General features: G+C 41.8%; 19 protein-coding genes. 9 read left to right on the top strand and 10 right to left on the bottom strand.

Going from position 1 to position 23,596, the window contains the following annotated elements:
• Nucleotides 1-5: 5 nt before the first annotated feature.
• The 5 genes from murQ to ACQ93I_RS05345 are packed head-to-tail and all read right to left on the bottom strand — an operon-like array spanning nt 6 to nt 5,377.
• Nucleotides 6-824, bottom strand: a complete 819-nt coding sequence (gene murQ, locus ACQ93I_RS05325) for an N-acetylmuramic acid 6-phosphate etherase (RefSeq protein ID WP_431697515.1) — start codon at nt 822-824, stop codon at nt 6-8.
• A gap of 8 nt (nt 825-832) precedes the next feature.
• Nucleotides 833-2,434: a beta-N-acetylhexosaminidase gene (locus tag ACQ93I_RS05330; RefSeq protein ID WP_431697517.1), complete on the bottom strand. Its 1,602-nt coding sequence runs from the start codon at nt 2,432-2,434 to the stop codon at nt 833-835.
• A gap of 39 nt (nt 2,435-2,473) precedes the next feature.
• A complete protein-coding gene (locus ACQ93I_RS05335; RefSeq protein ID WP_431697518.1) occupies nt 2,474-3,238 on the bottom strand; it encodes a creatininase family protein in 765 nt (254 codons plus the stop codon).
• Nucleotides 3,235-4,500 carry a sugar MFS transporter gene (locus ACQ93I_RS05340; RefSeq protein WP_431697519.1) on the bottom strand — a complete coding sequence of 422 codons (1,266 nt, stop codon included), beginning with the start codon at nt 4,498-4,500 and terminating at the stop codon, nt 3,235-3,237. The genes ACQ93I_RS05335 and ACQ93I_RS05340 overlap by 4 nt, the downstream gene beginning before the upstream one ends.
• A gap of 31 nt (nt 4,501-4,531) precedes the next feature.
• On the bottom strand, nt 4,532-5,377 hold the full coding sequence (locus ACQ93I_RS05345; RefSeq protein ID WP_431697520.1) for an ROK family protein: 846 nt from the start codon (nt 5,375-5,377) through the stop codon (nt 4,532-4,534).
• Nucleotides 5,378-5,668: 291 nt separating this feature from the next.
• On the opposite strand from ACQ93I_RS05345, the gene lepA reads away from it, so the two are divergent.
• From lepA to ACQ93I_RS05360, 3 genes are all read left to right on the top strand, one after another.
• Nucleotides 5,669-7,465: a translation elongation factor 4 gene (gene lepA, locus ACQ93I_RS05350; protein WP_266069801.1), complete on the top strand. Its 1,797-nt coding sequence runs from the start codon at nt 5,669-5,671 to the stop codon at nt 7,463-7,465.
• A gap of 210 nt (nt 7,466-7,675) precedes the next feature.
• Nucleotides 7,676-8,002 (top strand): four helix bundle protein, encoded by a 327-nt coding sequence (locus tag ACQ93I_RS05355; RefSeq protein WP_431697656.1) that lies wholly within the window; start codon nt 7,676-7,678, stop codon nt 8,000-8,002.
• A 112-nt stretch (nt 8,003-8,114) separates the two neighbouring features.
• Entirely contained in the window at nt 8,115-8,873 is a 759-nt protein-coding gene (locus ACQ93I_RS05360; RefSeq protein WP_431697521.1) for a YebC/PmpR family DNA-binding transcriptional regulator, read from the top strand.
• Here the strand turns inward: ACQ93I_RS05360 and ACQ93I_RS05365 are convergent.
• A complete protein-coding gene (locus ACQ93I_RS05365) occupies nt 8,870-10,750 on the bottom strand; it encodes a cation:proton antiporter (protein WP_431697522.1) in 1,881 nt (626 codons plus the stop codon). The two genes, ACQ93I_RS05360 and ACQ93I_RS05365, sit on opposite strands and share 4 nt — an antisense overlap.
• 101 nt (nt 10,751-10,851) lie before the next feature.
• Nucleotides 10,852-12,879: a cation:proton antiporter gene (locus ACQ93I_RS05370; protein ID WP_431697523.1), complete on the bottom strand. Its 2,028-nt coding sequence runs from the start codon at nt 12,877-12,879 to the stop codon at nt 10,852-10,854.
• 160 nt (nt 12,880-13,039) lie between these two features.
• Between ACQ93I_RS05370 and ACQ93I_RS05375 the strand changes: the two genes are divergently transcribed.
• From ACQ93I_RS05375 to ACQ93I_RS05400, 6 genes are all read left to right on the top strand, one after another.
• On the top strand, nt 13,040-14,824 hold the full coding sequence (locus ACQ93I_RS05375) for a cation:proton antiporter (RefSeq protein WP_431697524.1): 1,785 nt from the start codon (nt 13,040-13,042) through the stop codon (nt 14,822-14,824).
• A 35-nt stretch (nt 14,825-14,859) separates the two neighbouring features.
• Nucleotides 14,860-15,720 (top strand): MBL fold metallo-hydrolase, encoded by an 861-nt coding sequence (locus ACQ93I_RS05380; RefSeq protein WP_431697525.1) that lies wholly within the window; start codon nt 14,860-14,862, stop codon nt 15,718-15,720.
• Nucleotides 15,721-15,726: 6 nt separating this feature from the next.
• Nucleotides 15,727-17,406: a S8 family serine peptidase gene (locus tag ACQ93I_RS05385; protein WP_431697526.1), complete on the top strand. Its 1,680-nt coding sequence runs from the start codon at nt 15,727-15,729 to the stop codon at nt 17,404-17,406.
• Nucleotides 17,407-17,412: 6 nt separating this feature from the next.
• Nucleotides 17,413-19,245, top strand: coding sequence for a M1 family metallopeptidase (locus ACQ93I_RS05390; RefSeq protein WP_431697527.1), 1,833 nt, complete (start codon nt 17,413-17,415; stop codon nt 19,243-19,245).
• Nucleotides 19,246-19,692: 447 nt separating this feature from the next.
• Nucleotides 19,693-20,091 (top strand): ribonuclease P protein component, encoded by a 399-nt coding sequence (gene rnpA / locus ACQ93I_RS05395; RefSeq protein WP_345599692.1) that lies wholly within the window; start codon nt 19,693-19,695, stop codon nt 20,089-20,091.
• Complete coding sequence (locus tag ACQ93I_RS05400) at nt 20,072-21,706, top strand: S41 family peptidase (protein WP_431697528.1); 1,635 nt, start codon at nt 20,072-20,074, stop codon at nt 21,704-21,706. The genes rnpA and ACQ93I_RS05400 overlap by 20 nt, the downstream gene beginning before the upstream one ends.
• Here ACQ93I_RS05400 and ACQ93I_RS05405 read toward each other — a convergent pair.
• From ACQ93I_RS05405 to ACQ93I_RS05415, 3 genes are all read right to left on the bottom strand, one after another.
• Nucleotides 21,703-22,143, bottom strand: a complete 441-nt coding sequence (locus ACQ93I_RS05405) for a GNAT family N-acetyltransferase (protein WP_431697529.1) — start codon at nt 22,141-22,143, stop codon at nt 21,703-21,705. The genes ACQ93I_RS05400 and ACQ93I_RS05405 overlap by 4 nt on opposite strands.
• Nucleotides 22,143-22,574, bottom strand: a complete 432-nt coding sequence (gene rpiB, locus ACQ93I_RS05410; protein ID WP_266070167.1) for a ribose 5-phosphate isomerase B — start codon at nt 22,572-22,574, stop codon at nt 22,143-22,145. Before rpiB ends, ACQ93I_RS05405 begins: the two co-directional genes overlap by 1 nt.
• 521 nt (nt 22,575-23,095) lie before the next feature.
• Nucleotides 23,096-23,338 (bottom strand): DUF2007 domain-containing protein, encoded by a 243-nt coding sequence (locus ACQ93I_RS05415; protein WP_431697531.1) that lies wholly within the window; start codon nt 23,336-23,338, stop codon nt 23,096-23,098.
• Nucleotides 23,339-23,596 lie beyond the last annotated feature (258 nt).

Raw genomic sequence — 23,596 nt, forward strand, 5'->3', positions numbered from 1 at the left:
ATATATCAATTTTTAGATTCAAAATTCCTTAAAACGTTTCGAACACTTTTATATTTTTCCAGAAGCTTTGCCGCTTCCTCTTCTTCAATTTTAAGCTCTTCCATAATCATCTTTATACCACGGTTAACAAGTTTTTTGTTGGACAACTGCATATCCACCATTTTGTTACCTTTCACTCTCCCCATTTTTATGAGGCTGCTGGTAGAGATCATATTGAGCACTAACTTTTGAGCAGTACCTGCTTTCATCCTGGTACTGCCGGTAACAAACTCGGGCCCTACCACTACTTCAACAGGAAATTCTACTGCTGCAGCTAAAGGGCTGCTATCGTTGCAGGTAATACATCCCGTCGCTATTCCTTCTTCCCTGGCTCTTTTAACCCCGCCTATGACGTAAGGCGTAGTTCCTGAAGCTGCTATGCCCACGAGCACATCCTTTTTGGTAATATGAAATTTTTCCAGATCCTTCCAGGCCTGCTCCAGGTCATCTTCTGCATTTTCAACAGCATGTCTTAGGGCATGGTCACCCCCTGCTATTAATCCTATCACCCAATCTTCAGAAACTCCAAAGGTTGGTGGGCATTCAGAAGCATCCAGTACACCCAATCTTCCGCTGGTTCCTGCTCCTATATAGAAGAGCCTTCCACCTTCCTGCATCCGGGCAACGATAACATCCACCAATTCTTCAATAGCCGGTAATTGCTCTTCAATTGCCTGAGGTACAGTTTTATCTTCCTTATTGATATTGGTGAGTAATTCTTGCGTACTCATATTCTCAAGATGATCATAGTTAGATGATCTCTCGGTTGTTGGTTTATTTTCCATACTGTATTTTATTTCGAAATGTAATTGATATTAGAGAAGACTCCCGGGATGGCTTTTTCTGAACCCCAATCTACACCCGGAGTTCTATAGAAGTTGATGTTCAAAGCCCTTAATCGATCCCCGTGTTTTCCAAGCCGTGTAGTAAATTCCTGATAATCTCTTTTATCTCCGCTAGTCCAGCCTACTTCTGCCGCTGCAATAGCGCGGGGCCAGAATCTATTGTCCATCATTTCGTCGCTCAGTACAAACTCGCTCCAAACGGCTGCCTCAACTCCAATCACGTTTTCATGGTCTTTTATGAAACTATAAGTATCTTCAAGGCTAACCCCGTCTTTCTTGCACCAGTTATTGGTATTCTCCTGTCCTGTGATATTTGCATGATCAAGATAAAGCTGTGTACATAAGGAGTGGATTACTTTGATATCTTTTACTACGCTTTCAACTTTCCCATGCCATCTCTGGCTAATAAGATTGGAACTCACCTCTGCCTGGGTAACTTCTTCCCAGCCAATAGTTGTTTTCCCATGTGATTGTACAATAGAATCTGCCTTTACAACAAACTCTTTATATCTTGGATCTTTAATCTCATCTCCACCAATGTGAATCCACGGTCCTTTAGTGATTTCGGCCATTTCTTCAATCACATCGGCAACAAACTCATAGATCTCCGGCTTCTCAAGACAGAATTTACTCCAGCCTACATTGTAATCTTCAAAAATAGCTGGCGGAATTGCCCTTTTTGGGGTTAAATTTGAATATTCATCACAGTTTAATTCGGGGTAGGCCAGTAAAGCAGCGTATATATGCCCCGGCATATCTATTTCAGGGATTATGATAATATTTCTTGCAAGAGCATAATCCTGCAGCTCTTTGTACTCCTCTTGTGTTAAGAAACCTGATCTTCCTCTGCGTACAGAGCTTTTCCCACCTACCTCAGTAAGTTTCGGCCAGCCCTTAATTTCTATCCTCCAGCCTTGATCATCAGAAAGGTGCAGGTGCAAACGGTTCATCTTGTAAAGCGCCATTCTGTCAACGTGCCGCTTTAAATAATCCAGATCAAAGAAACTTCTGGCGACATCTACCATGGTTCCTCTCCATCCAAATTCTGGCTTGTCTTCAATAGAAGTATGTCTAAGCGCCACCTGGCCTTTTAAGTCCTCACTCTCAATTTTGGCTGGGAACATTTGGCGCAGCGTCTGAATTCCGTAGAAAAGTCCGGCTTTTGAAGCAGCCTTCAGCAGAACGCCTTCTTCGGAAATTGTCAGTAGATAGCCTTCTTCTCCTAATGAAGAATTTAAGGAACTGTCCTGTTCAATTTTCCAGTTTCCGCAGTTATCGGAAGCATTAGTAGAAACTGAAAAACCTGCTTTGGTAAGCAAGGTTTCAAGCCACTGAGAAGCCTCCTTTCCTTCCCCGGAATAGCAAATGGTATTTTGTTCAGGAATCACATAGGCTTTATCTTCCCAGCTCACCTGTGCAGGCAACGGGATAATGGCAGGAATTTCGGGAATGGCAGCAGTTTGCGGGGCTTTTAAAGTTTCTGTTCCTCCACAAGAATTAAGGACGGCAGCAAAAAGTAAGAAACCAAGGCCTCTAAAAAGGTATTTCATAATGACATTTTTGTAGGGTTATAATTTTCGACCGGGTTTTTATTCCTCGTACCGATCCTCATTTTTTATTGTATTCATTTCAAGTAAAAGATCAGCAACTTGCTGAGTTACGGCATCAAAAAACCGCTTTCCTTTTTCTGCGGAAGCTTTCTTCGGATTTCCTATACCAGTATCTGCCGACACCATGTGCCACTTTCTTTCACTCCAGGCCCAGCCCTCTTTAATGGCGGTTAATTTCGACCTTTTTTCCTCTCCCGTTCCGGCTTCTTCAAGCGGAAGCACAAGTTCGGGCTTTAAATGCAGCATTAAACTTGTTTCCATTTCATCGGCGTGGTCTCCGGCTTCTTCAAAGAACTCCTTCCGGTCTACCGTCTGAAAAAAACTTGTGGTCACAAGTAGCATTTTTGGATACTTTGCTCCCACTTCCCTTAAAAGGGCTTTAAAATTATTTCCGCCGTGACCGTTTAACAACAGTAGTTTCTTGATTCCACTTCTGTTAAGCACTTCTATAAGATCATTAAGGATGGCCAGCTGTGTACTTGGGTATAAATTCATACAAAGCTCAACTTCTGTCTGCCCGGTATTCACCCCAAATGGAATATTTGGCAACACGAGCACCTTCCCTCCTGCTCTCCATGCTTTTTTAGCAGCTTCGGCAGCAATGGCCTCTATCTGATAATTATCTGTAGCATAAGGCAGGTGAAAATTGTGAGCTTCAGTAGCGCCCCAGGTGAGCACAGCCACCTCAGTTTTTTGCTCTTTTATAGCTTTCCAGTTGGTTTCTGCCAGAATGTAAGGTCTCATGCCTTTCTAATTTTGTGTCCTGCAATTGCATAGTAAAGAATGAACAAATAAAGTGGTACCGCTATCCAATATGCAGATTGTTTGTCCATTGCTTCTGCCAAACCGCCATAAGCAAGAGGAATAATAGCACCGCCGGCAATTCCCATTACAAGCAGGGATGAAACGGCTTTTGTAAGTTTCCCTACATCTGCCAGTGCCAAAGGCCATATTGCGGGCCACATTAAAGAATTTGCTAATCCCAGTAGCGCGATAAAAGCTACCGACATAAAGCCAGAGGTGGAAATTGCACCCACAGTGAACACTATTCCCAGAATAGCGCAAACTTTCAATGCATTTTCCTGTTTTATATACTTCGGAATAGCCACGATTCCTATAAGATAACCAATAATCATGGCAGCCATAGTTCCTGTAGTAAAGCCTTTAGCTGTTTCAAAATCAAATCCCTGGAAAATTCCGTAGTCAATGATGGTATCAACAGCGATAACTTCAACACCCACATATATAAAAAGCGTAATCACACCCAATATGGCGTGCGGATAGTCGGTAATCTTCTTAGAATTTTTCTGAAGAGCGTTAGCATCGTCTTCATCTTCGGCCTCAACTTCAGGAAGACTTGATTTATAAACCCAGAGCGCCAAAGCGAGCAACACGATGATAATACCAATATAAGGAGGAATTACACGAAGTGCCATTGCATCTAGGGCAGCTTCATCTGTAGTTCCGGCAAGTACTTCAGCTTTATCGAGCTGAAGGAAAACTCCAATGAGAATTGGCGCTATGGCACCTGCAAGCTTGTTACAAATTCCCATGATGCTAATTCGTTTTGCAGCACTCTCTGCCGGCCCAACAATAGTTACATAAGGATTTACTGCCGTTTGAAGAATTGCCAGTCCTCCACCCATCACGAACAAGCCCAGTAAAAAGACCAGGTAAGTTCGGCTCATTGCCGCCGGAATGAACAGTACGGCTCCAAGGGCCATTACTCCCAAAGCTACCGACATTCCTTTTTTGAATCCGAAATGATTAAGGGTCCTGGTAGAGATAGGTGCCATGACCACATAAGCGATGTAAAAAGCAAAGGTCACAAAGTAAGCCTGAAAGGTGGTGAGCTCACAAGCAATCTTGAGATATGGAATCAAAAGAGCATTTAACCAGGTAACAAATCCAAAAATAAAGAAGAGTGCCCCAATAATGATTATTGAACGGGTGGCGCCGGAATCGTTAGCAGCTGCCGAGGTTTTGTTTTGAGTAGTTTTAGCCATAGGGAATTAAAATTAGTAGTAGTCAAGATTTTTAGGGTGCTTCAGCCAAAATTAATGCTGCAGCCCCCAAAAGGGCAATATTTAAAGTGTCTGAAGGTTTTACAAGCAGTTGCTCCCTCACCTTCTTAAAAGGAAAACTGTCTATTGTGGTTTGAAGCCCGGCTTCAAAAAATGGAAAAGCTTTACTTATAGATCCTCCCAGTAATACAGCTTGTGGCGAAAGAACATTTAAAATGAGCTTTATAGCATTACCAAGATGTGTCCCAAATTCTTCAAAAAGCAACAGGGCATCTTTATCTCCCGCCTGTGCCTTTTTAAAAGCCTCGTTTCCGGAAATGCCATGTGCTTTAAAAAATTTTCCGCTACAATAATCTTCCACTGTACCGTCGAGATAAGAAATACCGCCTATTTCCCCTGCACTTGAATATGCTCCGGAATACAATTGGTCGTGAATGATAATTCCGCAGCCAAATCCTGATCCCAACGTGACACCAACCATATTTTTAAAGGGTTTCCCCTCGCCAAACATTTTTTCGCCCATAGCGAAAACGTTTGCATCATTGGTCACACGAACGGGTTTATTGAAACGGCGCTCTAAAAAGTCTTTTAGGTGTACTTCTTTTAGAGAAGGGATGTTCAACAGATCGAAAAGAATGCCGTTCTGCTCATCGACCAGTCCCGGTACCCCTATACCTATTCCGTAGAAATCATTTCCGGCGACCTCTATGATTCCGGCGGAAAGTTCATCTAAAATTTGCTGTTTTGAAGCCGTTGAGGAGGTTGGGAAATCAGCTTCTTTAATTACCTGTGCATTTTGAACGACACCAATCCTGGTTTTAGTCGCTCCTATATCAATACCTATTGTTCTGTAATTCATTGGAATTTATTACCGGCTATAGCCGCAATGAGTTCTTCCCGCCAAGCCTTAACAAGGAATTTTCCTTTAATTATGAAGGGAAGCTCTACAAAGAAGCTTTTTATTTTTAAAATATGCAAATACTTTTATAAAAAATTTATAAAAGTTATGCACAGAAAACCTGCTTCATAAATGCCATTTTTGACACCCCGGTTGTCAGATAATTTTTCTTTCCAGCCTTTAAAAAAACTATATTTGTATCTTTTAAACAGAAAGGTTCTCTGCGAAGGAAAACTTTGTTGAAATTGATATATGAAGAACATTCGGAATTTTTGCATTATAGCCCATATTGACCACGGAAAAAGCACGCTGGCCGATCGCTTATTGGATTCCACAGGATCTGTTACCGACAGGGAGAAGCAGGAGCAGCTGTTAGACAGTATGGATTTGGAGAGAGAAAGAGGAATTACCATTAAGAGCCATGCGATCCAAATGGATTACACCTATAAGGGCGAACAGTATATTCTCAACCTTATTGACACTCCCGGCCACGTAGATTTCTCTTATGAAGTTTCACGGTCTATCGCTGCCTGTGAAGGAGCTTTACTGGTAGTTGACGCAGCACAGAGCATACAGGCACAAACAATTTCAAACCTGTACCTCGCGCTTGAAAATGACCTGGAGATTATCCCTGTGTTGAACAAGGTAGACCTGCCAAGTGCAAATCCTGAAGAAGTAACCGATGATATTGTAGACCTTTTAGGATGTGACCCATCTGATATTATTCCTGCCAGTGCAAAGACCGGACTTGGAATTACAGAAATTCTAGCCGCGATCATTGAACGTATTCCGCCACCTTCCGGAAAGGTAGATGCCCCTTTAAGAGCTTTGATATTTGATTCAGTTTATAACCCTTTCCGCGGTGTTGAAACTTATTTCCGTGTAATTAATGGTTCTATTAAAAAGGGACAGAACATCAAGTTTGTCGCCACCAATAAAGATTATTTTGCCGATGAAGTAGGTACTTTAAGACTGAAACAGTTTCCAAGACAGGAGATCAAGACCGGAGATGTAGGTTACCTCATCACCGGGATAAAAGAAGCTAAAGAAGTAAAGGTAGGGGACACCATCACCGATGCAAAAAACCCTACCACTGAAGCAGTACCGGGATTTGAAGACGTTAAACCTATGGTTTTCGCAGGTATATACCCTGTAGACACCGAAGATTATGAAGACCTTCGGGCTTCTATGGAAAAACTTCAGCTCAACGATGCTTCCCTGGTTTTCACACCCGAAAGTTCTGCAGCACTGGGATTTGGTTTCCGATGCGGTTTCCTCGGAATGCTTCACCTGGAGATCATTCAGGAGCGTTTAGAGCGGGAATTTGACATGACTGTGATTACCACAGTTCCAAACGTTTCCTACCACGCATATACTCATAAGAACAGAGACCAGGTGATCCTGGTGAACAACCCGTCCGATCTTCCCGAACCTTCCAGTCTGGACAGGGTGGAAGAACCTTTTATTAAAGCTACCATCATTACAAAAGCCGATTTTGTTGGGCCTGTGATGTCCTTGTGTATCGAAAAACGCGGACAGATTACCAATCAAACCTATCTGACTACAGATCGTGTGGAACTGTCTTTTGACATGCCGCTGGCAGAGATCGTATTTGACTTCTATGACAGGTTAAAAACAGTTTCTAAAGGTTATGCTTCTTTTGATTATTCTCCAATAGGTATGAGAGCTTCCAAGCTTGTGAAGGTTGACGTATTACTCAACGGTAACGTAGTTGATGCACTTTCGGCTCTCTTGCACGTTGACAATGCTTATGATATTGGAAAGAAAATGTGTGAAAAGCTGAAGGAATTAATTCCAAGGCAACAGTTTGACATTCCTATTCAGGCAGCTATTGGGGCCAAGATCATTGCCCGTGAAACTGTAAAAGCACTTAGAAAAGACGTTACCGCAAAATGTTATGGAGGAGATATTTCCCGAAAAAGGAAACTTCTTGAAAAGCAGAAAAAAGGTAAGAAAAGAATGCGCCAGGTTGGAAACGTAGAAATTCCACAAGAAGCTTTTATGGCAGTGCTTAAGTTGAACGATTAGAATCGTTTAACTTAAGTTAGTAGACTCTAGTTGGTAGACGGTAGTAAAATTGGTAAAGAAATATTACTAATAATACAACTGCCTATTATTTTAGTCTTGTCTTTATGAGTCTTTTAAAGCTGTAGGTTATTAATTTTATGATCCTTAGATACATTAAATTAAGAATTTATGCTATTCAAATTTGAAGACTTAAAAGTTTATTAGAAATCCCTGGATTTCATTGACCATGTCTATAAAATAACTGTCCAGTATCCTCAAGAGGAGCGTTACGGATTAACTTCCCAATTCAGGAGAGCTTCAACTTCTATAGCTTTAAACATAGCCGAAGGCTCCGGCAGTACAGATAAGGATTTCAACAAATATCTTCGTACGGCTTATAACTCCTTAAAAGAATGTGTAGTTTGCTCTACTGTCGCCTTTAGACAGGAATTTATCAGTAAAGAAGTTTATGAGAACCTGAGAAAAGAACTGGTAGAGATTTCAAAAATGATTGCTGGGCTTAGAAAATATCTCAACCGCGACAACCCAGAACATTGATACTAGCCTGTGATATTTGAGCCCGGACACAAATTTTATAAATTTGTAGATCTCTAATCCGAAACGGTAGATATTTCTACAGACTACCGTCTAATGACTAAAGACTAATTGAATGGCCGGACATAGCAAATGGGCGAATATTAAACACCGCAAAGGAGCCCAGGATAAAAAACGAGCAAAACAATTCACTCGTGCGATCAAGGAAATCAGCGTAGCTGTTAAAGAAGGTGGAGGACCCGATCCTGAAGCCAATCCCGCACTTCGTAATGCAATTTCTAATGCCAAGGGAGTCAATATGCCTAAAGACACTATTGAGCGTGCTATAAAGAAGGCAAGTGGGGCAGAGGCCGACAATTTCGAACTTGTAACCTTTGAAGGCTATGGCCCCCATGGGATCGCCTTCTTTATTGAATGTACTACAGACAATACAAATCGTACTGTGGCTTCGGTAAGGTCGATCTTTTCTAAGAATGGAGGCAGCCTTGGCACCAACGGTTCCCTGGAGTTCCTTTTTGACAGGAAAGGTGTCTTCAGCATTGACCGCAAGTCTATAACCTCAAGCATGGAAGAATTCGAACTGGAACTCATAGAGGGAGGAGCCACCACCATAGAAAAAGAAGAGGATCTAATTTATGTATATACAGATTTTACCGATTTTGGTGCCATGAATGCCAAACTGGAAGAGTTAGGCGTGGAGCCAAAAAATGCAGGGCTCCAACGCATACCCCTAAATTCCGTAGAACTACCCGTAAAGGAAGCTGCTAAAATTATTGAACTTACTGAAAAATTTGAAGAAGATGACGATGTTCAGGACGTCTACCACAACCTCGAATTAACCGATGAGCTTCTGGAGAAGATCAATAAAGATTAGTTTTCACTTTCAAGTTTTTCTACTGTTTCTTCGTAGTTCTCTTCCTGTTCTTCTTCTTCCTTCTTGATCTTCTTACCTAGATAAACCAGTTGGTATCCGCTGCTAATTTCCACTTCTGAACTGTGAGATGGGATAATCCTTAATTCGCCGGTATCGGTCTTTACAAAAAGCGGAATAATGTCAGGATCGGTTTTAGATATTTCCAGTAAACCTTCATAATGCGCCCTGCTGTTGAGTACTACCTCATGAATGGTGGGATAGCTTCTGGCTACTTCAGTTAATTTAATATAATCATCGGTGTGAGAAAACAATCCTTCGGAAGGATTTGTCTCCGGATCATTCATTTCATCCGAAGAAATAAGCCTGAAAGAGCCTTTTTCCCCATACTGGTTGGTAAATTTGTTTATCGCAGTTTTATTGATGTCACTGTTACCGGTCATAGCCATGAGGTAACCTACATCATTGAGCTCAACATTGTTGAAAAGATCGTCTTCATAAACACTACCTGCAATAGCATCAAGGCCAAGATCCTTCGCCTTCATAATGTTATCACCATTGTTATCCATCAGCACCACATGCCGATTATTGTCTTGCAGGTATTTACCAATAAGCCTTGAAACAGAAGATGCGCCAATAATGAGGATTCCCTCTGCATCTTTTACAAATACTCCAACTAGTTTAGCAAAAATTCGTGCCGTGGTGGCATTGAGCAGTACAGAAAGTAATACAACCATAAAGACCAGCGGAGTGATATATTCGGCTCCCGGAACTCCTTCCCTGGCCAGTTTAAGCCCGAAAAGGGAAGCAATACCTGCCGCTACAATACCACGGGGCCCCACCCAGCTGATAAAGGCAATCTCATTGGCTTTAAGATTAGAACCGAGGGAACTCAGAATTACCCCAATAGGCCGCACAATGAACACCACTACCCCAAACAACATAGCCGCTTTCCAGTTGTAAATGAGTAACAGGTCAGAGATTTCGATGTTTGCTGCAAGAAGAATAAAGAGGATCGAAATGAGCAGTACGCTCAGAGACTCTTTAAAATAAAGCAGTTCCTTGATGTTTGGCAGGTTTTTGTTACCCATCACCATTCCCATGACCACTACTGCTAAAAGTCCGCTCTCATGGGCAAAAGTATCGGCAAGTACAAATACCCCAAGTACCGTGGCCAGGGTGAAAACATTAAGCAGGTAATGAGGTATTACGTTCCGTTTTATGAGCAGGGCCAGGATATGTGCGAAGGTGAAACCAAAGGTGAAACCAAATAGAATGATCTTCCCGAATTCTGTAAGCGCTGTAATGGTAAAATCCTGCCCACCTTCAACGCGAATAAATTCGTACATCAAAACGGCAATTAAGGCACCAATAGGATCTATCAAAATTCCTTCCCATTTCAGGATGGAAGAAACATGAGTTTTAAGAGGAATATTCCGAAGAATAGGTGCAATAACCGTAGGTCCTGTAACTATAATAAGGGACGAAAACAGGAAAGATATTTGCCACGAGAACCCGTAAATAAAATGTGCTGCAAGCCCGGCTCCAAAAAAGGTGACCACAACCCCCACACTTATAAGCTTCACGATAACGGGACCAATATTGCCCACCTCGCCACGCCTTAGGGTAAGACCTCCTTCAAAAAGAATGACCGCAATAGCCAGAGAAACGAAATAAAATAAGCTCTCCCCGGGAAATACACCTTCTTCCCCATTCCAAATAGGCTCGAGCCACTTTGTTCCGTCATGGGAAATTAAAGTGGAAAAAGGTCCCACAAAAAGGCCTATAAGGATAAGCGGGAGAATTGCCGGTGTCTTTGTTTTCCAGGCAACCCACTGCGCCAGTATTCCCAGGATAACTAAGCCTGCTAGTTCTAACATATGTTATTTACTTTTGTATGGAAATTAGCCATAAAGTTAACTTTTTATGCGTTAACTGCAGAATCTCTAGATTTCAGTACGCCTTGTTTCTTCGGAAGAAGCTAAGGAAAAATAATAATACGGCTCTTGTCAAAGAAATATTTCTCAAGCTTGGCAGGAATACCCCTTAGTACATTCTGAAAGGATTTTGAACCCTTTCTGGCCGAGACCAGCACCACAATATCCTCTTCCTGCATGTCTCTGCCCAAAATGAGAAAATCGTTCCACTCCTTGAAGATCTTAAAGGTCACAGGAGAATCGCTCTTCATTTTTTTAAACTGCTCTAAAATTGCCCTTTTTGACACCTCGTTGCAATAGATCACCACCGGAACACTAAGCTCTTTAGAGAGCACTTCGATCTTTCTTACCCACAAAGAGAAACCTTCTTCCTCTTCGGCAAGTGCCGGTACAACTAAAAACAATCGTTTATGGGTGGCAAGTGGCCTGCTAAAGTGAGTAATAAAGGAAGTTTTATTGTTCGCATCAATAATGCGCTCCATCTTTTTGCCGATAAGTTTATCGATAAGCCCTTTTTCTGAAGGCCATCCAAAAATGACAAGATCGGCAATGATTTCCCTTGCCTTTCTGGCAATTCCCTGCGCAACATTGTGATCTATGGTAGCATGTATGGTAACTTCAGCTTCGGCGGCAGAGGCCTGTGAAACGAAATCTTCAAGTTTGTTGGTAGCACGGGCAATATTAATTTCTGCTTCGGCATTATTTGGCACTACCGAGAGTATAGAAATGGGATTGGGAGACGTCTTATCCTTGATCAGGATTGCGAACTCAAGCAACTTGTCAAAATTCAGAATATTGGCAATAGGCAGTAAGATGGTTTCATTTTTAAAAGCTTCGGCGTTTTTTACCTCTTTTGAGAGGTCTTTATCAGATTCAGCTTTTAGTTTACCTGCCGCCCTTTGTGTGGCAAGGGTGGCAACTATAGAGGTAGCCAGGATGAGGATAATTGTCCCGTTTAAAATATTTTCATCTATGATCCCTGCGTTGAAACCTACAATGATCACGGCAAGGGTCGCCGCAGCATGCCCGCTGCTCAACCCGAAAATAACCTTTCGCTGTGCGGCCGAATATTTGAAAGTGAGTTGGGTGAGGAAGGAAGCAAGCCACTTTCCTAAAACAGCTACTACCGTTAAGGTTCCTGCCACCAATAGCGCCATTGGCCCACTAAAGATCACACTGATATCTACCAGCATCCCTACACTTATCAGGAAAAAAGGAATGAACAGGGAATTCCCAATAAATTCTACCCTGTTCATAAGTGCCGAAGAATGGGGGATTAGCCTGTTAAGGGACAACCCTGCAAGAAAGGCTCCTATAATGGGTTCCACTCCCGCCAGTTCGGCTAGAAACGCCGATATAAACACGACAGTAAGCACAAATATGTAGTGGGAATGCTTTTCATTTTCCATGCTTGTAAAGAACCATTTGGCTATTCTGGGGACAAGAAAGAACATAATGACCGAAAAAATTGCGAGAGAGATTCCCAGGCGTTGCCAAAATGCAGCATTGAGGGTGCCTTCATGGTTTTCCATAATTACTGCAAGTACAATGAGTACCGCAGTATCTGTAAGTATAGTTCCACCCACAGTGATCGCCACGGCTTCGTTCTTTGATACCTTCAGCTTACTCACTATGGGATATGTGAGCAGGGTGTGGGTAGCAAACATACTGGCAGTTAAAAAACTGGCGTTGAAATCGTAATTCAGAAGAAAATAACAAACAGGGAAGCCTATTCCCAGGGGAATGCTAAACGTGAAAAATCCGAAGAGAAAACTTTTATTCCGGTTCGCTTTAAACTGGTTCATGTCGAGTTCCAGGCCCGCAATAAACATGATGTAAAGCAATCCTATGGTAGAAAATAGATCTATAGCAGCACTTTGTTCCAGGATTCCGGCACCATATGGGCCAATAACAATCCCTGAAACAATCAGGATGATGATCCCGGGAATATTCAGGCGCCGCAATACAATGGGAGAAATGAGGATTATAAGCAGGATAAGCGAAAAAACCAGCACCGGATTGGATAGCGGCAATTCAAATTCATGTTTCAGTAACTCGAGGAATTCTTTCATATATTTCCAGTAAAGGATTTAAAAGTAGTAGATATTGTCACTCTTAAAATAAAATTCCTGCAAAAAATGCTATTTTTAAGTGATTTTTGACAGAATCGATCAGCTTCACTGTTGTGAAGCTTCCTTTTATTGAGTTAAACCCACACTAAAATATCGGCTTATGGAAGAATTCAATATTTTCAATCTACTTATAATCCTCGCCGGAGCATGGGTGGGTGGTGCCGCTGCAAAAAAACTGGGCTATCCTGCCATTCTAGGAGAACTGGTGATAGGAATTATTTTAGGTCCGGCAGTTTTAGGAATGCTCGAAACCTCCGAAATGATAAGCATCCTGGCCGAAGTTGGAATTATCCTGCTCATGGTATATATTGGGATGGAGATCAACTTTAGGGATCTTGGAAAAGCATCCTGGCCGGGACTCCTGGCAGCTATTGGAGGCTTTGTTGTACCCTTTGGCCTTGGCTATTACACCATCATCCTCTTTGACGGAACTCAAATGGCTGCCCTCTTCGTAGCCATTGCCGTAGGTGTGACCTCGCTGGCAACCAAAAGCCGTATCCTGGTAGACCTGAAGCTACTCAACACCCGTATTGCCTATGTTTTGATGGCTGGAGCCTTAATCTCAGATACGCTCGCCCTCATCATTTTCGCAGGTCTAATGAGTTTTGTAGATGTAGGGAATATTGATGCTCTTGGCCTCATATGGGTAGCAGGTAAGGCTATTTTGTTCTTCATATTTACTGCTGTGGGAGGAATCTATCTTCTGCCTCTTTTGGGAAAAACTCTTAGCCGTGCTAAGATTAAAGACCGTACCCTGCATTTTACCCTTATTTTAATCATCGTGTTTGGTTTTGCCGAACTTGCCGAACTTGCAGGCCTTCACAGCATTCTTGGAGCGTTTATGGCCGGGCTTTTCATTAGGGACGGAGTTTTTAACAGGCAAATTTCCAAAGAGATCAATGACATATTTCACGATGTATCCATCGGGTTTTTAGCACCTATATTTTTTGTTTCCGCCGGATTTAACGTTACGCTGGACATTTTTCAAACCGACCTTTGGATGCTTATCGCAGTAACTTTAGTAGCCATGATTGGAAAAATTGGAGGAACTGCTTTGTTCTACCTGCCCAGTGGCTACGGATGGCGCGAAGGTCTTACTGTAGGAACCGGAATGAACGGAAGGGGCGCAGTTGAAATTATTATTGCGGGTATTGGACTTGAAATGGGTATCATTTCTGCTGAAATCTTTTCTATCCTGGTTTTCATGGCCATTTTTACTACCCTCACAGTTCCGGTCTTCCTTACCTGGACCACAAAATGGCTTAAAAATCGGGGGGAACTTATCCATCAGGAATCCAGGAAAGGCTTTCTTATCCTGGGTGCAAATCCGTTGGGAATACATCTGGCTAAGCACCTCGCAAAAGAGAACGATGTTACTCTTGTAGATTCTAACCGCGACATGGTAGAACTGGCAAAAAATGAAGGTTTAAATGCCATTTTTGGAAACATTCTGAAAGAAGAGACTATGGAACAGGCCCATGCCATAGACAAAGGCACTTTTATTGCGCTCACCGCCAACAGTGAGATCAATCTACTGGCAGCACAACTGGCCAATGATTCCTTCTATATTCCGAAGAAGATTGTGCTCATGGATCCAAAAGAATCTGGTGCGGGCGTAGATCTTCTTGACAGGATAGACGCTTCGTCAATGTTTGCCGCAAAGACAAAACTTGATCCGTGGACATATAAATTGAGTAGCAACAGTGCAGCAGAGCATGAAATTCTTATAGAAGAGGAAATGTCTACCCGGCAATGGATTAAAGAACAAAAAAAGCAGCAAAAAGATTTTCTGCCTATTTTAATTATTAATCCCGAAGGCCAGAAGCGACCTTTCCACTTCCACGACACCATAAGTCCCGGTGAAAAAATAATATATTTACAGTGAATTTATTCAGGAACCCTAAAATCACCTAAAAATTCATGAAAATATATCCTATTGAAGCCGGTAATTTTAAGCTGGATGGAGGTGCCATGTTTGGTGTGGTACCAAAATCTATCTGGAATAAAACCAATCCGGCAGATTCAAATAACATGATCGATATTGCCGCCACCTGTCTGCTCATTGAAGATGGTGACCGGCTTATACTTATCGATACCGGGATGGGAGATAAGCAAAATGAGAAATTCTTTGGCTACTACTATCTCTGGGGAGATGACAGCATTGATAAATCCCTGAAGAAACAGGGGTTTACAAGAGATGATGTCACCGATGTTTTTATGACGCACCTGCACTTTGACCATTGCGGCGGTAGCATACAATGGAATAAAGACCGTAGCGGTTATGAACCGGCATTCAAAAATGCCACTTTCTGGACCAATAAAGAACACTGGCAGTGGGCAACCCAGCCCAACGCCCGGGAGAAAGCTTCTTTTCTGAAGGAGAACATACTTCCCATGGAAGAAAGCGGCCAGTTGAAATTCATTGAAAGACAGGGAGGAGCATATCAGGAAAATTCTGAACTCGATTTTGGAATTCTTTTTGTAGATGGTCATACCGATAAGCAGATGATCCCCCACATTAAGTACCAGGGAAAAACGCTGGTATTTACGGCCGATCTTTTGCCAACCGCGGGTCACATTCCATTGCCTTTTGTTATGGGATATGATACCAGGCCTTTACTTACGCTTCCTGAAAAGAAGACATTCCTGGAAACGGCTGCCAAAGAAGATTTCTATCTTTTTCTGGAACACGATGCCCATAACAAGGTGATAAAAGTAAAAGAAACCGAAAAAGGAGTACGATTAGACGAAGTATATACATTTAACGAAATATTTAATTAGAAAATTATGAAGATCCCAATTTACAGGCCTTTTCTGGCAGCCGGAATGGCCGCTATTCTGGCAGCATGTGGCAGCTCGGCTCCCGCAATTGTTTCTACGCCTATTGAAAATATTGATGAAACACCGCTAAAAGTTTCTGAACTTACAGACGTTGAACTAAAAGGCTGGGGTGGAGCCGATCTTGTTTCTGATACCATTCCCGGTATGAGCGTGCAAAAAGCTTACAGCGAGATCATCAAGAACAACAAAGGCAAAAAAGTCATTGTAGCAGTTATTGACAGTGGTGTTGATATAGAACATGAAGATCTTGACGGGGTGATTTGGACCAATGAAGACGAAAAACCCAACAACAATCGCGATGACGATAATAACGGTTATGTTGACGACATTCACGGCTGGAACTTTCTTGGTGATGCAGTAGAAGAAAATCTTGAATATACCCGGATCTACAAAAAGCTGAAATCTAAGTACAGCAGCATACCTGCAGGTGCTGTAAAGCCCGAAAATCAGGAAGAATTTGAGCTTTATCAGCGTGCAAAAGCCGAGTATGATAAAGAATACAACGAGACGCTTGGCATGAAGAACCAGTACGAAGGTATTGTGCAACAGCTAAAAGTATCTCATGAGGCTGTATCGGCCAAAATTGGCAAAGAAGATTACACTTTGGAGGAGTTGAGAAATATGGAAGCAACTTCCGAAGAAATGCAGCAGTACAAAGGCTTCTTGAGCCAGGTAATGAGCAATGTTGAAGGTACTATCCCAGATGCTATTTCACAGCTGCAGGAGGCTATCGACTACTTTGACGGCAGGCTTTCTTCTCACTTTAATCTCGACCTTAATGCCCGTGCCGCGGTAGGGGACGATGTTGATGATATTACAGATACCGACTACGGAAATGCAAATGTGATGGGACCAACACCCGATAAAGAAGATCTTAAACACGGTACCCACGTGGCAGGTATTATTGCTGCTGAAAGAGACAATAAAGTAGGTCTTAACGGGGTTGCCAACAATGTAGAGATCATGGTACTTAGAGCAGTGCCTGATGGAGACGAGTATGACAAAGATATTGCCCTTGCCATTCGCTATGCTGTAGATAACGGTGCCAGCATTATCAACACCAGCTTCGGAAAATATTTCTCTACCCACCCACAATGGGTAAGAGATGCTATAAAGTATGCCGATGATAATGATGTACTTATTGTGAACGCCGCCGGAAATGAAGGATTAAACCTTGACCAGAATGCGGTATATCCAAACGATCAGGATCCTGAAAATCCAAGTGAGATCGCAGATAACTTTCTTACTGTAGGAGCTCTTAATTATGAATATGGCTCTGGCCTAATTGCAGGTTTCTCTAACTACGGGAAGACCAATGTTGATGTGTTTGCACCAGGAACAAAGATCTGGTCTACTACCCCAAACAACGAGTATGAGTACCTACAGGGAACTTCTATGGCAGCACCTGCAGTAGCCGGCGTTGCAGCTGTGATACGCTCTTTCTATCCAAAATTATCAGATGAGCAGGTTAAAAGAGTGATCATGGAAAGTGGCCTTACCAGCAACGCCACTGTAATTATTGGCGGAGACCCATCAAATACAATGAAATTCAATCAATTATCTACTTCAGGAAAAATGGTTAACCTTTATAACGCCCTTATCCTGGCCGATAAATTATCAAAATAAGCACGAATGAAGAAAGGAATATTGACACTGGCATTTTTATCATGCCTGGCAGTAACTGCCCAGAATAGTACCTCTTACTGGCAACAGGAAGCCAATTACAAGATGAATGTTGACATGAATGTTGACAACTTCCAGTACACCGGGGAGCAGGATCTCGAATATACCAACAACTCTCCCGATACGCTAAAAAGGGTATTTTATCACCTGTTTTATAACGCTTTTCAACCGGGAAGTGAAATGGATATCCGTTCGCGAACCATCGCAGATCCAGATCCTCGCGTAGGAGCCAGAATTGCGAATTTAACTCCTGCACAACAGGGTTACCTGCGTGTAAACACCCTTACCATGAATGGGAAGTCTCTTCAGTTTGAAGAGGTGGGAACAGTTTTGGAAGTAGAACTCGACGAACCTGTTTTACCTGGGGAAACCGTGAATTTCTCACTAAAGTTTGCGGGGCAGGTACCCGAACAAATCCGCAGGGCCGGGAGGAACAGTAGTGAAGGAGTAGCATTATCAATGGTGCAATGGTTCCCTAAAATGGCCGAATATGACTTTGAAGGATGGCATGCCGATCCTTATATTGGCCGTGAGTGGCATGGGGTATGGGGAGACTATGATGTAAAGATCAATATTGATAAAGACTACATTCTTGGTGCTTCAGGAATCCTTCAAAATGCCAATGAAATTGGCTATGGCTACCAGGACGAAGGTGTAAAAGTAAAGAGAAAAAAAGCTGATAAACTCACCTGGCATTTCGTTGCTGAAGATGTGCTCGATTTTGCCTGGGCTGCCGATCCTGAATATATTCATGACAAAAGAACGGCTGCCGAAGGTACGGTGCTGCACTTCCTTTATAAAAATAAACCTGAAATTAAGGAGAACTGGAAGAACCTGCAGTCAAAGACCGAAGAACTCCTTTTGTACTTTAATGAGCACATAGGGCCTTACCCATGGCCACAGTATTCTGTGATCCAGGGAGGAGATGGCGGAATGGAATATGCCATGCTTACTCTTATCACCGGTGAAAGGAATTTTGGAAGCCTTGTGGGCGTGACCGCTCACGAACTTGCCCACGCCTGGTTCCAGCACCTGCTGGCTACTAACGAGAGCAAGCACGAATGGATGGATGAAGGCTTTACAAGCTACATTTCTGATCTTGCCATGAACGAAGTAATGGACCAGAACCAGGAAAATCCTTTTGAAGGTTCTTACAGAAGCTATACCCGTTTGGCAACTTCGGGCGCAGAGCAGCCACAAACCACGCATGCCGACAGGTATACTTACAACGCAGCCTACGGTGCAACGGCCTATTCAAAAGGCTCAGTTTTTCTTTCGCAGTTAGGTTACATTATTGGTGAAGAAAACCTTCAGAAGACTTTAAAAAGCTACTACGATGAGTGGAAATTCAAACATCCAACACCCAATGACTTTATTAGGGTAGCCGAAAAGGTTTCGGGTGCAGAGCTCGATTGGTATTTAACCGACTGGACGCGTACTACAAACGTTATTGACTACGCCATTCAGGCGGTAGAAGAGGAAGGTGATCAAACCAGGGTTGTGCTCATTAGAAATGGCGAAATGCCAATGCCTGTTGAGCTCAAAGTGACCTATAACGACGGTACTTCCGAAGAGATCTATATTCCATTACAGATGATGCGTTGGGAAAAAACCGGATTTGATGAAAATCAGACAAAAGAAGACTGGGCGTGGGCTTATCCTACCTATTCTTTTATGCTGAACAAGCCAAAATCGGATGTTGCTTCTATTGAGATCGATGCCAGCCAAATGATGGCCGATGTGAATAGGAACAACAATGTTTACCCTAAACCACAACAATAAGAGGTTCCAAAAATGGCATTTTTGAGAGGTATTTCAGCAGCTGAATAAAATGCTATTCTGAATAAAAGATGAATTAAAATATCTGATTTTCAGAAATAATTAAAACCTGAAATTTTCAGGTTGATCAAAAAGAGGCTTTAAACGGCCTCTTTTTTATTTTATAAGTTTAGACCATGAGATTCTTTGTTAAATACTTAGTTATAAAGTTTATTGTCCGGGGAAAGAGTCAAGATCGCTTCATTGCAAGAACGAGGAGCCAGGCCTTTACCCAACCAACTAATAAATAACGATATTCTATTTCATAAATAAAGTTCCTATATATTCAGAAACTAAAAACCACCCTTCTATACCTTTAAATAAACTGAATTATTGGTGAATTCGTGGCCTTAGCTCCTGTTTGATATATTTAATCGGACAACATTGATTTATAAATGATAATTTTACCTCATGGATGAAAGCTTCGGAAAGAAGGAAAAATTAAAGAGCAAAGTTCTTATTGATAAACTTTTTGCTGAAGGCCAAACGGTCAAAAAATATCCCTTGCTTTTGGTGTACACCCGGCTTCAAAACCCTTCAGAAAAAGTAAATAAGGTAGGGGTTTCAGTTTCTAAGAGAAACTTTAAACGCGCGGTTGACAGAATCAAAATTAAGCGGCTCATGCGAGAGGTTTTTAGAAAAAATAAGTATCTTGTTACCAGTAATTTAGCCCAAAATTATGCTGTAATGTTGATCTATACCGGGCGCGAAATATGGAGTTATGCCGATTTATCGCGCAACGGCGAAGAACTTCTGAAAAGATTTGTGGCGCAGGAAAAAATGAAGGAACATGAAAAAGACCCTCTCTAAAATAGCATTTTTTGCAGCCCTTCCGGTGCTGTTATTTACAACAGTAAGTTATAAATCAGATTTCTTTGAGATCGCCAAACAGCTCGAGATCTTCACCACGCTGTTCAAAGAACTCAACATGAATTATGTTGATGAGACTAATCCTGCAGAATTGATGGATACCGCCATAAATGCAATGCTTGAAGATCTTGATCCTTATACCCATTACTGGAATGAACAGGAAGTGCAGGCGGCCAAGATAGACAACGCTGGCGAATACACCGGCATAGGTGCCACAGTAGGCATAAAAGCCGATAAAATTGTCATTTTAGAGCCCTATAAAGATTATCCTGCCGATAAAGCCGGTTTAAAAGCCGGAGATGAAATAATAAAGATTGGGAATATTTCTGTTGAAAATTTTAGCGAAGATGCGGGAGAATTGCTCAAAGGTGCGCCAAATTCTCAGGTAGAACTCACTTTTATTCGCCAGGGAGAAACCAAAACTACCACCCTTACCCGTGGAGCTGTTGAGATCAAAGCTGTACCCTTTTACGAACTGCTGGAAGATAAGACCGGGTACATTGTGCTTTCTCAGTTTAACCGCAACGCTTCGGCCGAAACTGTGAACGCCTTAAAAGATTTAAAAGAGCAGGGGGCAGAAAAGATCATTCTTGACCTGCGTGGAAATCCCGGCGGATTACTTTCTGAAGCTATTAATGTGACCAACATTTTTGTACCACAGGGAGAGTTGATCACCAGTACAAAATCGGCAGTTGAAAAGTATAATCAGACGTTTTCAACAAACAAAAAAGCTATAGATCCGGAGATTCCCCTGGCGGTATTGATCAACGGTCGCAGTGCTTCTGCCAGTGAGATTGTTGCAGGTGCTTTGCAGGATTTAGACAGGGCGGTGGTCATTGGAGCCCGCAGCTTTGGTAAAGGCCTTGTACAGCGACCTAAAGACCTCACTTACGGCACTCAACTTAAGGTTACAATCTCAAGATATTACACGCCCAGCGGCCGCTGCATACAGGCGCTCGATTACCGTCACCGCGACGAAGAAGGAAATGCAGTGCGTTATTCGGAAAAAGATTACAACGAATTCAAAACACGAAATGGAAGAAAAGTCTATGACGGCGGCGGAATTTCACCCGATATTAAACTGGAAACTTCGGAATTTAGCGATGTCACCAATGCATTGCTCTTCGAAAATGCCATTTTTGACTACGCAACAAACTACTATTACACCCATAATTTGAATTCTCCTGAAGACTTCAGCTTTACAGAAAAAGATTATTCAGATTTTAAAGAGTATCTAAATACAGTGGGATTTGAATACCAAACAGTTACAGAAGAAGAACTGCAGGATGTTATTGATGCTGCCCAAAAAGAAGGTTATCAACAAGATCTTTCAACAGCGTTGAAAAGTATAGAAGAGGCAATTTCAACTTCGAAGGAACAGGCTCTAAACAACAAAAAAGCTGAGATTATGAGCCTTATTTCAGAAGAGATTATCAAGCGGTATTTCTACAAAGAAGGGCTTTATGAATACTATGTGAAGAAAAATCCTGAAATCCTGAAGGCAAAGGAAATTCTTCAGGATAAAGCTCAATATCAGAACATTCTAAAAGGTTAATTCTTTATCATGCCTATATGAGGGATGCCATCTTCAAGATATCCTTCCCCTGTTTGTTGAAACCCGTGACTTTCGTAGAATTTAGTTAGATAAGTTTGAGCAGATAATTTAATTTTTTCGGTGCTGTATTGCTCTTCAATAGCTTTTATAGAAGCTGTGAGGATTTGGTGAGCATAGTTTTTTCCACGATGAGTTTCTTTGACCAGCACACGGCCTATCGCAGCCTCTTCAAAGTAAATTCCGGGGGCAAAGAGTCGGGTGTAGGCTACGAGATCTTTTCCGTCAAAGCCCAGCACATGCAGGGCTTTTTGATCTTTTCCATCAATATCCTGGTAAACACAATTTTGTTCCACCACAAAAACTTCAGACCTAAGTTGCAGGATTTGATACAACTCATGAATACTAAGGTCTTCAAAAGTGGCAATTTTTAACTCCATTATTTACAGGCAATCTTTTCTACACGTCGGCTGTGACGGCCACCTTCAAATTCGGTATCAAGAAACACCTGCACCATCTCAACAGCCTGTTCTTTTGAAGTATATCGCGCAGGGATACTAAGTATATTCGCGTTGTTGTGTTCTCTTGCCAGGGCAGCGATCTCTTTGATCCAGCAAAGCGCCGAACGAACCGACTGATGCTTGTTTGCAGTCATATTGGCCCCATTACCGCTCCCACAGATGATGATCCCAAAATCAACCGTTTTATTCTCCACATCCTGGGCTACCGGATGAACAAAATCGGGATAATCTACACTTTCTTCAGAATCGGTACCGTGATTGATCACTTCAATATTTCTTGATTTCAGGTAATCAACAACAGCGGTTTTATATGTAGTACCGGCGTGGTCATTTCCAATAGATATTTTCATAAGAGGCAGGTTTGATGAGCCACAAAGGTAAAAATTTGAGTTATCAACTTCTATTTTAGCGTTTGTTAATTAAATGTTACAAGATCTTTAAAACTAAGCCTTTATAAAAGTTCATAATTTGTTTATAAATGGAGACGAAAAAATCAAAACGAAATTTGGATTGTTCAGCTAAAAATCGAATATGAAAGAATTACCGAGACATGGAAATTTTAAACTCACTTTTTTCCGGGAAGTTTTCAGCAGTCAAAATTCACTTCTGAACATCAGATTAAGGGAAAGTTATTAAATGTTTAAATTCACATTTCATTATGAACAGTTGTTAAGAAAAAGTAAAATTTCAGTAGTAATCAGGAGCTTACCTGTAGCTGCTGCTGTTCATAACTTGTTACCTCACTACTGCAGACCACAAATCCAAAAAACTTCAGAAAAAGTTATTGTACATATCAACAGACTATAATACTCCATCATTTTAATTTTTTAAAAAAGAAAGAAAATATAAATAGTATTATAACTGTTGACAACTAAACGATCTTTAGTGGAGCAGGATCCTGATTAAACCTGTCGATGATCTCCCTGGCGCGATCTACGTCGAGTGGGTGGACCTTGAGTTTAATTCCGCCCAGGGCGGTCGAGTATAAAGGGAAGACGTCAAGCATAGTGTCATTTTGAAAGAAATGTTCAATACCTTCCTGCTGGAGAAGTAACTTGAGAATAGCGTATTCGTGGCGATAGGTAAAGATCGCAAGAGTGATGAAATTGGTCATAGCAAAGTCCTTGCTATTAAGATATTACTTTCTAGTGGAGAGTGGAAGAAATTTTTCCAGGAAAAGAACCTGAAACCGGCGTATTTAATGTGCGGTTTATGGAGGCGACAAAAGTAAGAACACCAATCACGAAAATCAGGATAAAAACAACGGTTATTTTGGTTGATTTGTTCATTGAGCGATATTCTGGACACCAGGATTTGACATCAACAAAATTAATATAATTTTAAGATATCTTAGTTTTAAATGTTAATTTTT

Origin of the sequence: Salinimicrobium sp. WS361 (genome assembly GCF_050750585.1) — a bacterium.
Taxonomy (GTDB): Bacteria; Bacteroidota; Bacteroidia; order Flavobacteriales; family Flavobacteriaceae; genus Salinimicrobium.

Excerpts from the sequence above, each read along its gene's own strand:
- ACQ93I_RS05360 (WP_431697521.1), top strand. The coding sequence starts at position 8,115 with ATGGCCGGACATAGCAAATGGGCGAATATTAAACACCGCAAAGGAGCC.
- lepA (WP_266069801.1), top strand. The coding sequence starts at position 5,669 with ATGAAGAACATTCGGAATTTTTGCATTATAGCCCATATTGACCACGGA.
- ACQ93I_RS05340 (WP_431697519.1), bottom strand. The coding sequence starts at position 4,500 with ATGGCTAAAACTACTCAAAACAAAACCTCGGCAGCTGCTAACGATTCC.
- ACQ93I_RS05405 (WP_431697529.1), bottom strand. The coding sequence starts at position 22,143 with ATGGAGTTAAAAATTGCCACTTTTGAAGACCTTAGTATTCATGAGTTG.
- rpiB (WP_266070167.1), bottom strand. The coding sequence starts at position 22,574 with ATGAAAATATCTATTGGAAATGACCACGCCGGTACTACATATAAAACC.
- ACQ93I_RS05370 (WP_431697523.1), bottom strand. The coding sequence starts at position 12,879 with ATGAAAGAATTCCTCGAGTTACTGAAACATGAATTTGAATTGCCGCTA.
- ACQ93I_RS05365 (WP_431697522.1), bottom strand. The coding sequence starts at position 10,750 with ATGTTAGAACTAGCAGGCTTAGTTATCCTGGGAATACTGGCGCAGTGG.
- ACQ93I_RS05415 (WP_431697531.1), bottom strand. The coding sequence starts at position 23,338 with ATGACCAATTTCATCACTCTTGCGATCTTTACCTATCGCCACGAATAC.
- ACQ93I_RS05345 (WP_431697520.1), bottom strand. The coding sequence starts at position 5,377 with ATGAATTACAGAACAATAGGTATTGATATAGGAGCGACTAAAACCAGG.
- rnpA (WP_345599692.1), top strand. The coding sequence starts at position 19,693 with ATGGATGAAAGCTTCGGAAAGAAGGAAAAATTAAAGAGCAAAGTTCTT.
- ACQ93I_RS05375 (WP_431697524.1), top strand. The coding sequence starts at position 13,040 with ATGGAAGAATTCAATATTTTCAATCTACTTATAATCCTCGCCGGAGCA.
- ACQ93I_RS05400 (WP_431697528.1), top strand. The coding sequence starts at position 20,072 with ATGAAAAAGACCCTCTCTAAAATAGCATTTTTTGCAGCCCTTCCGGTG.
- ACQ93I_RS05335 (WP_431697518.1), bottom strand. The coding sequence starts at position 3,238 with ATGAGACCTTACATTCTGGCAGAAACCAACTGGAAAGCTATAAAAGAG.
- ACQ93I_RS05380 (WP_431697525.1), top strand. The coding sequence starts at position 14,860 with ATGAAAATATATCCTATTGAAGCCGGTAATTTTAAGCTGGATGGAGGT.
- murQ (WP_431697515.1), bottom strand. The coding sequence starts at position 824 with ATGGAAAATAAACCAACAACCGAGAGATCATCTAACTATGATCATCTT.
- ACQ93I_RS05385 (WP_431697526.1), top strand. The coding sequence starts at position 15,727 with ATGAAGATCCCAATTTACAGGCCTTTTCTGGCAGCCGGAATGGCCGCT.
- ACQ93I_RS05390 (WP_431697527.1), top strand. The coding sequence starts at position 17,413 with ATGAAGAAAGGAATATTGACACTGGCATTTTTATCATGCCTGGCAGTA.
- ACQ93I_RS05330 (WP_431697517.1), bottom strand. The coding sequence starts at position 2,434 with ATGAAATACCTTTTTAGAGGCCTTGGTTTCTTACTTTTTGCTGCCGTC.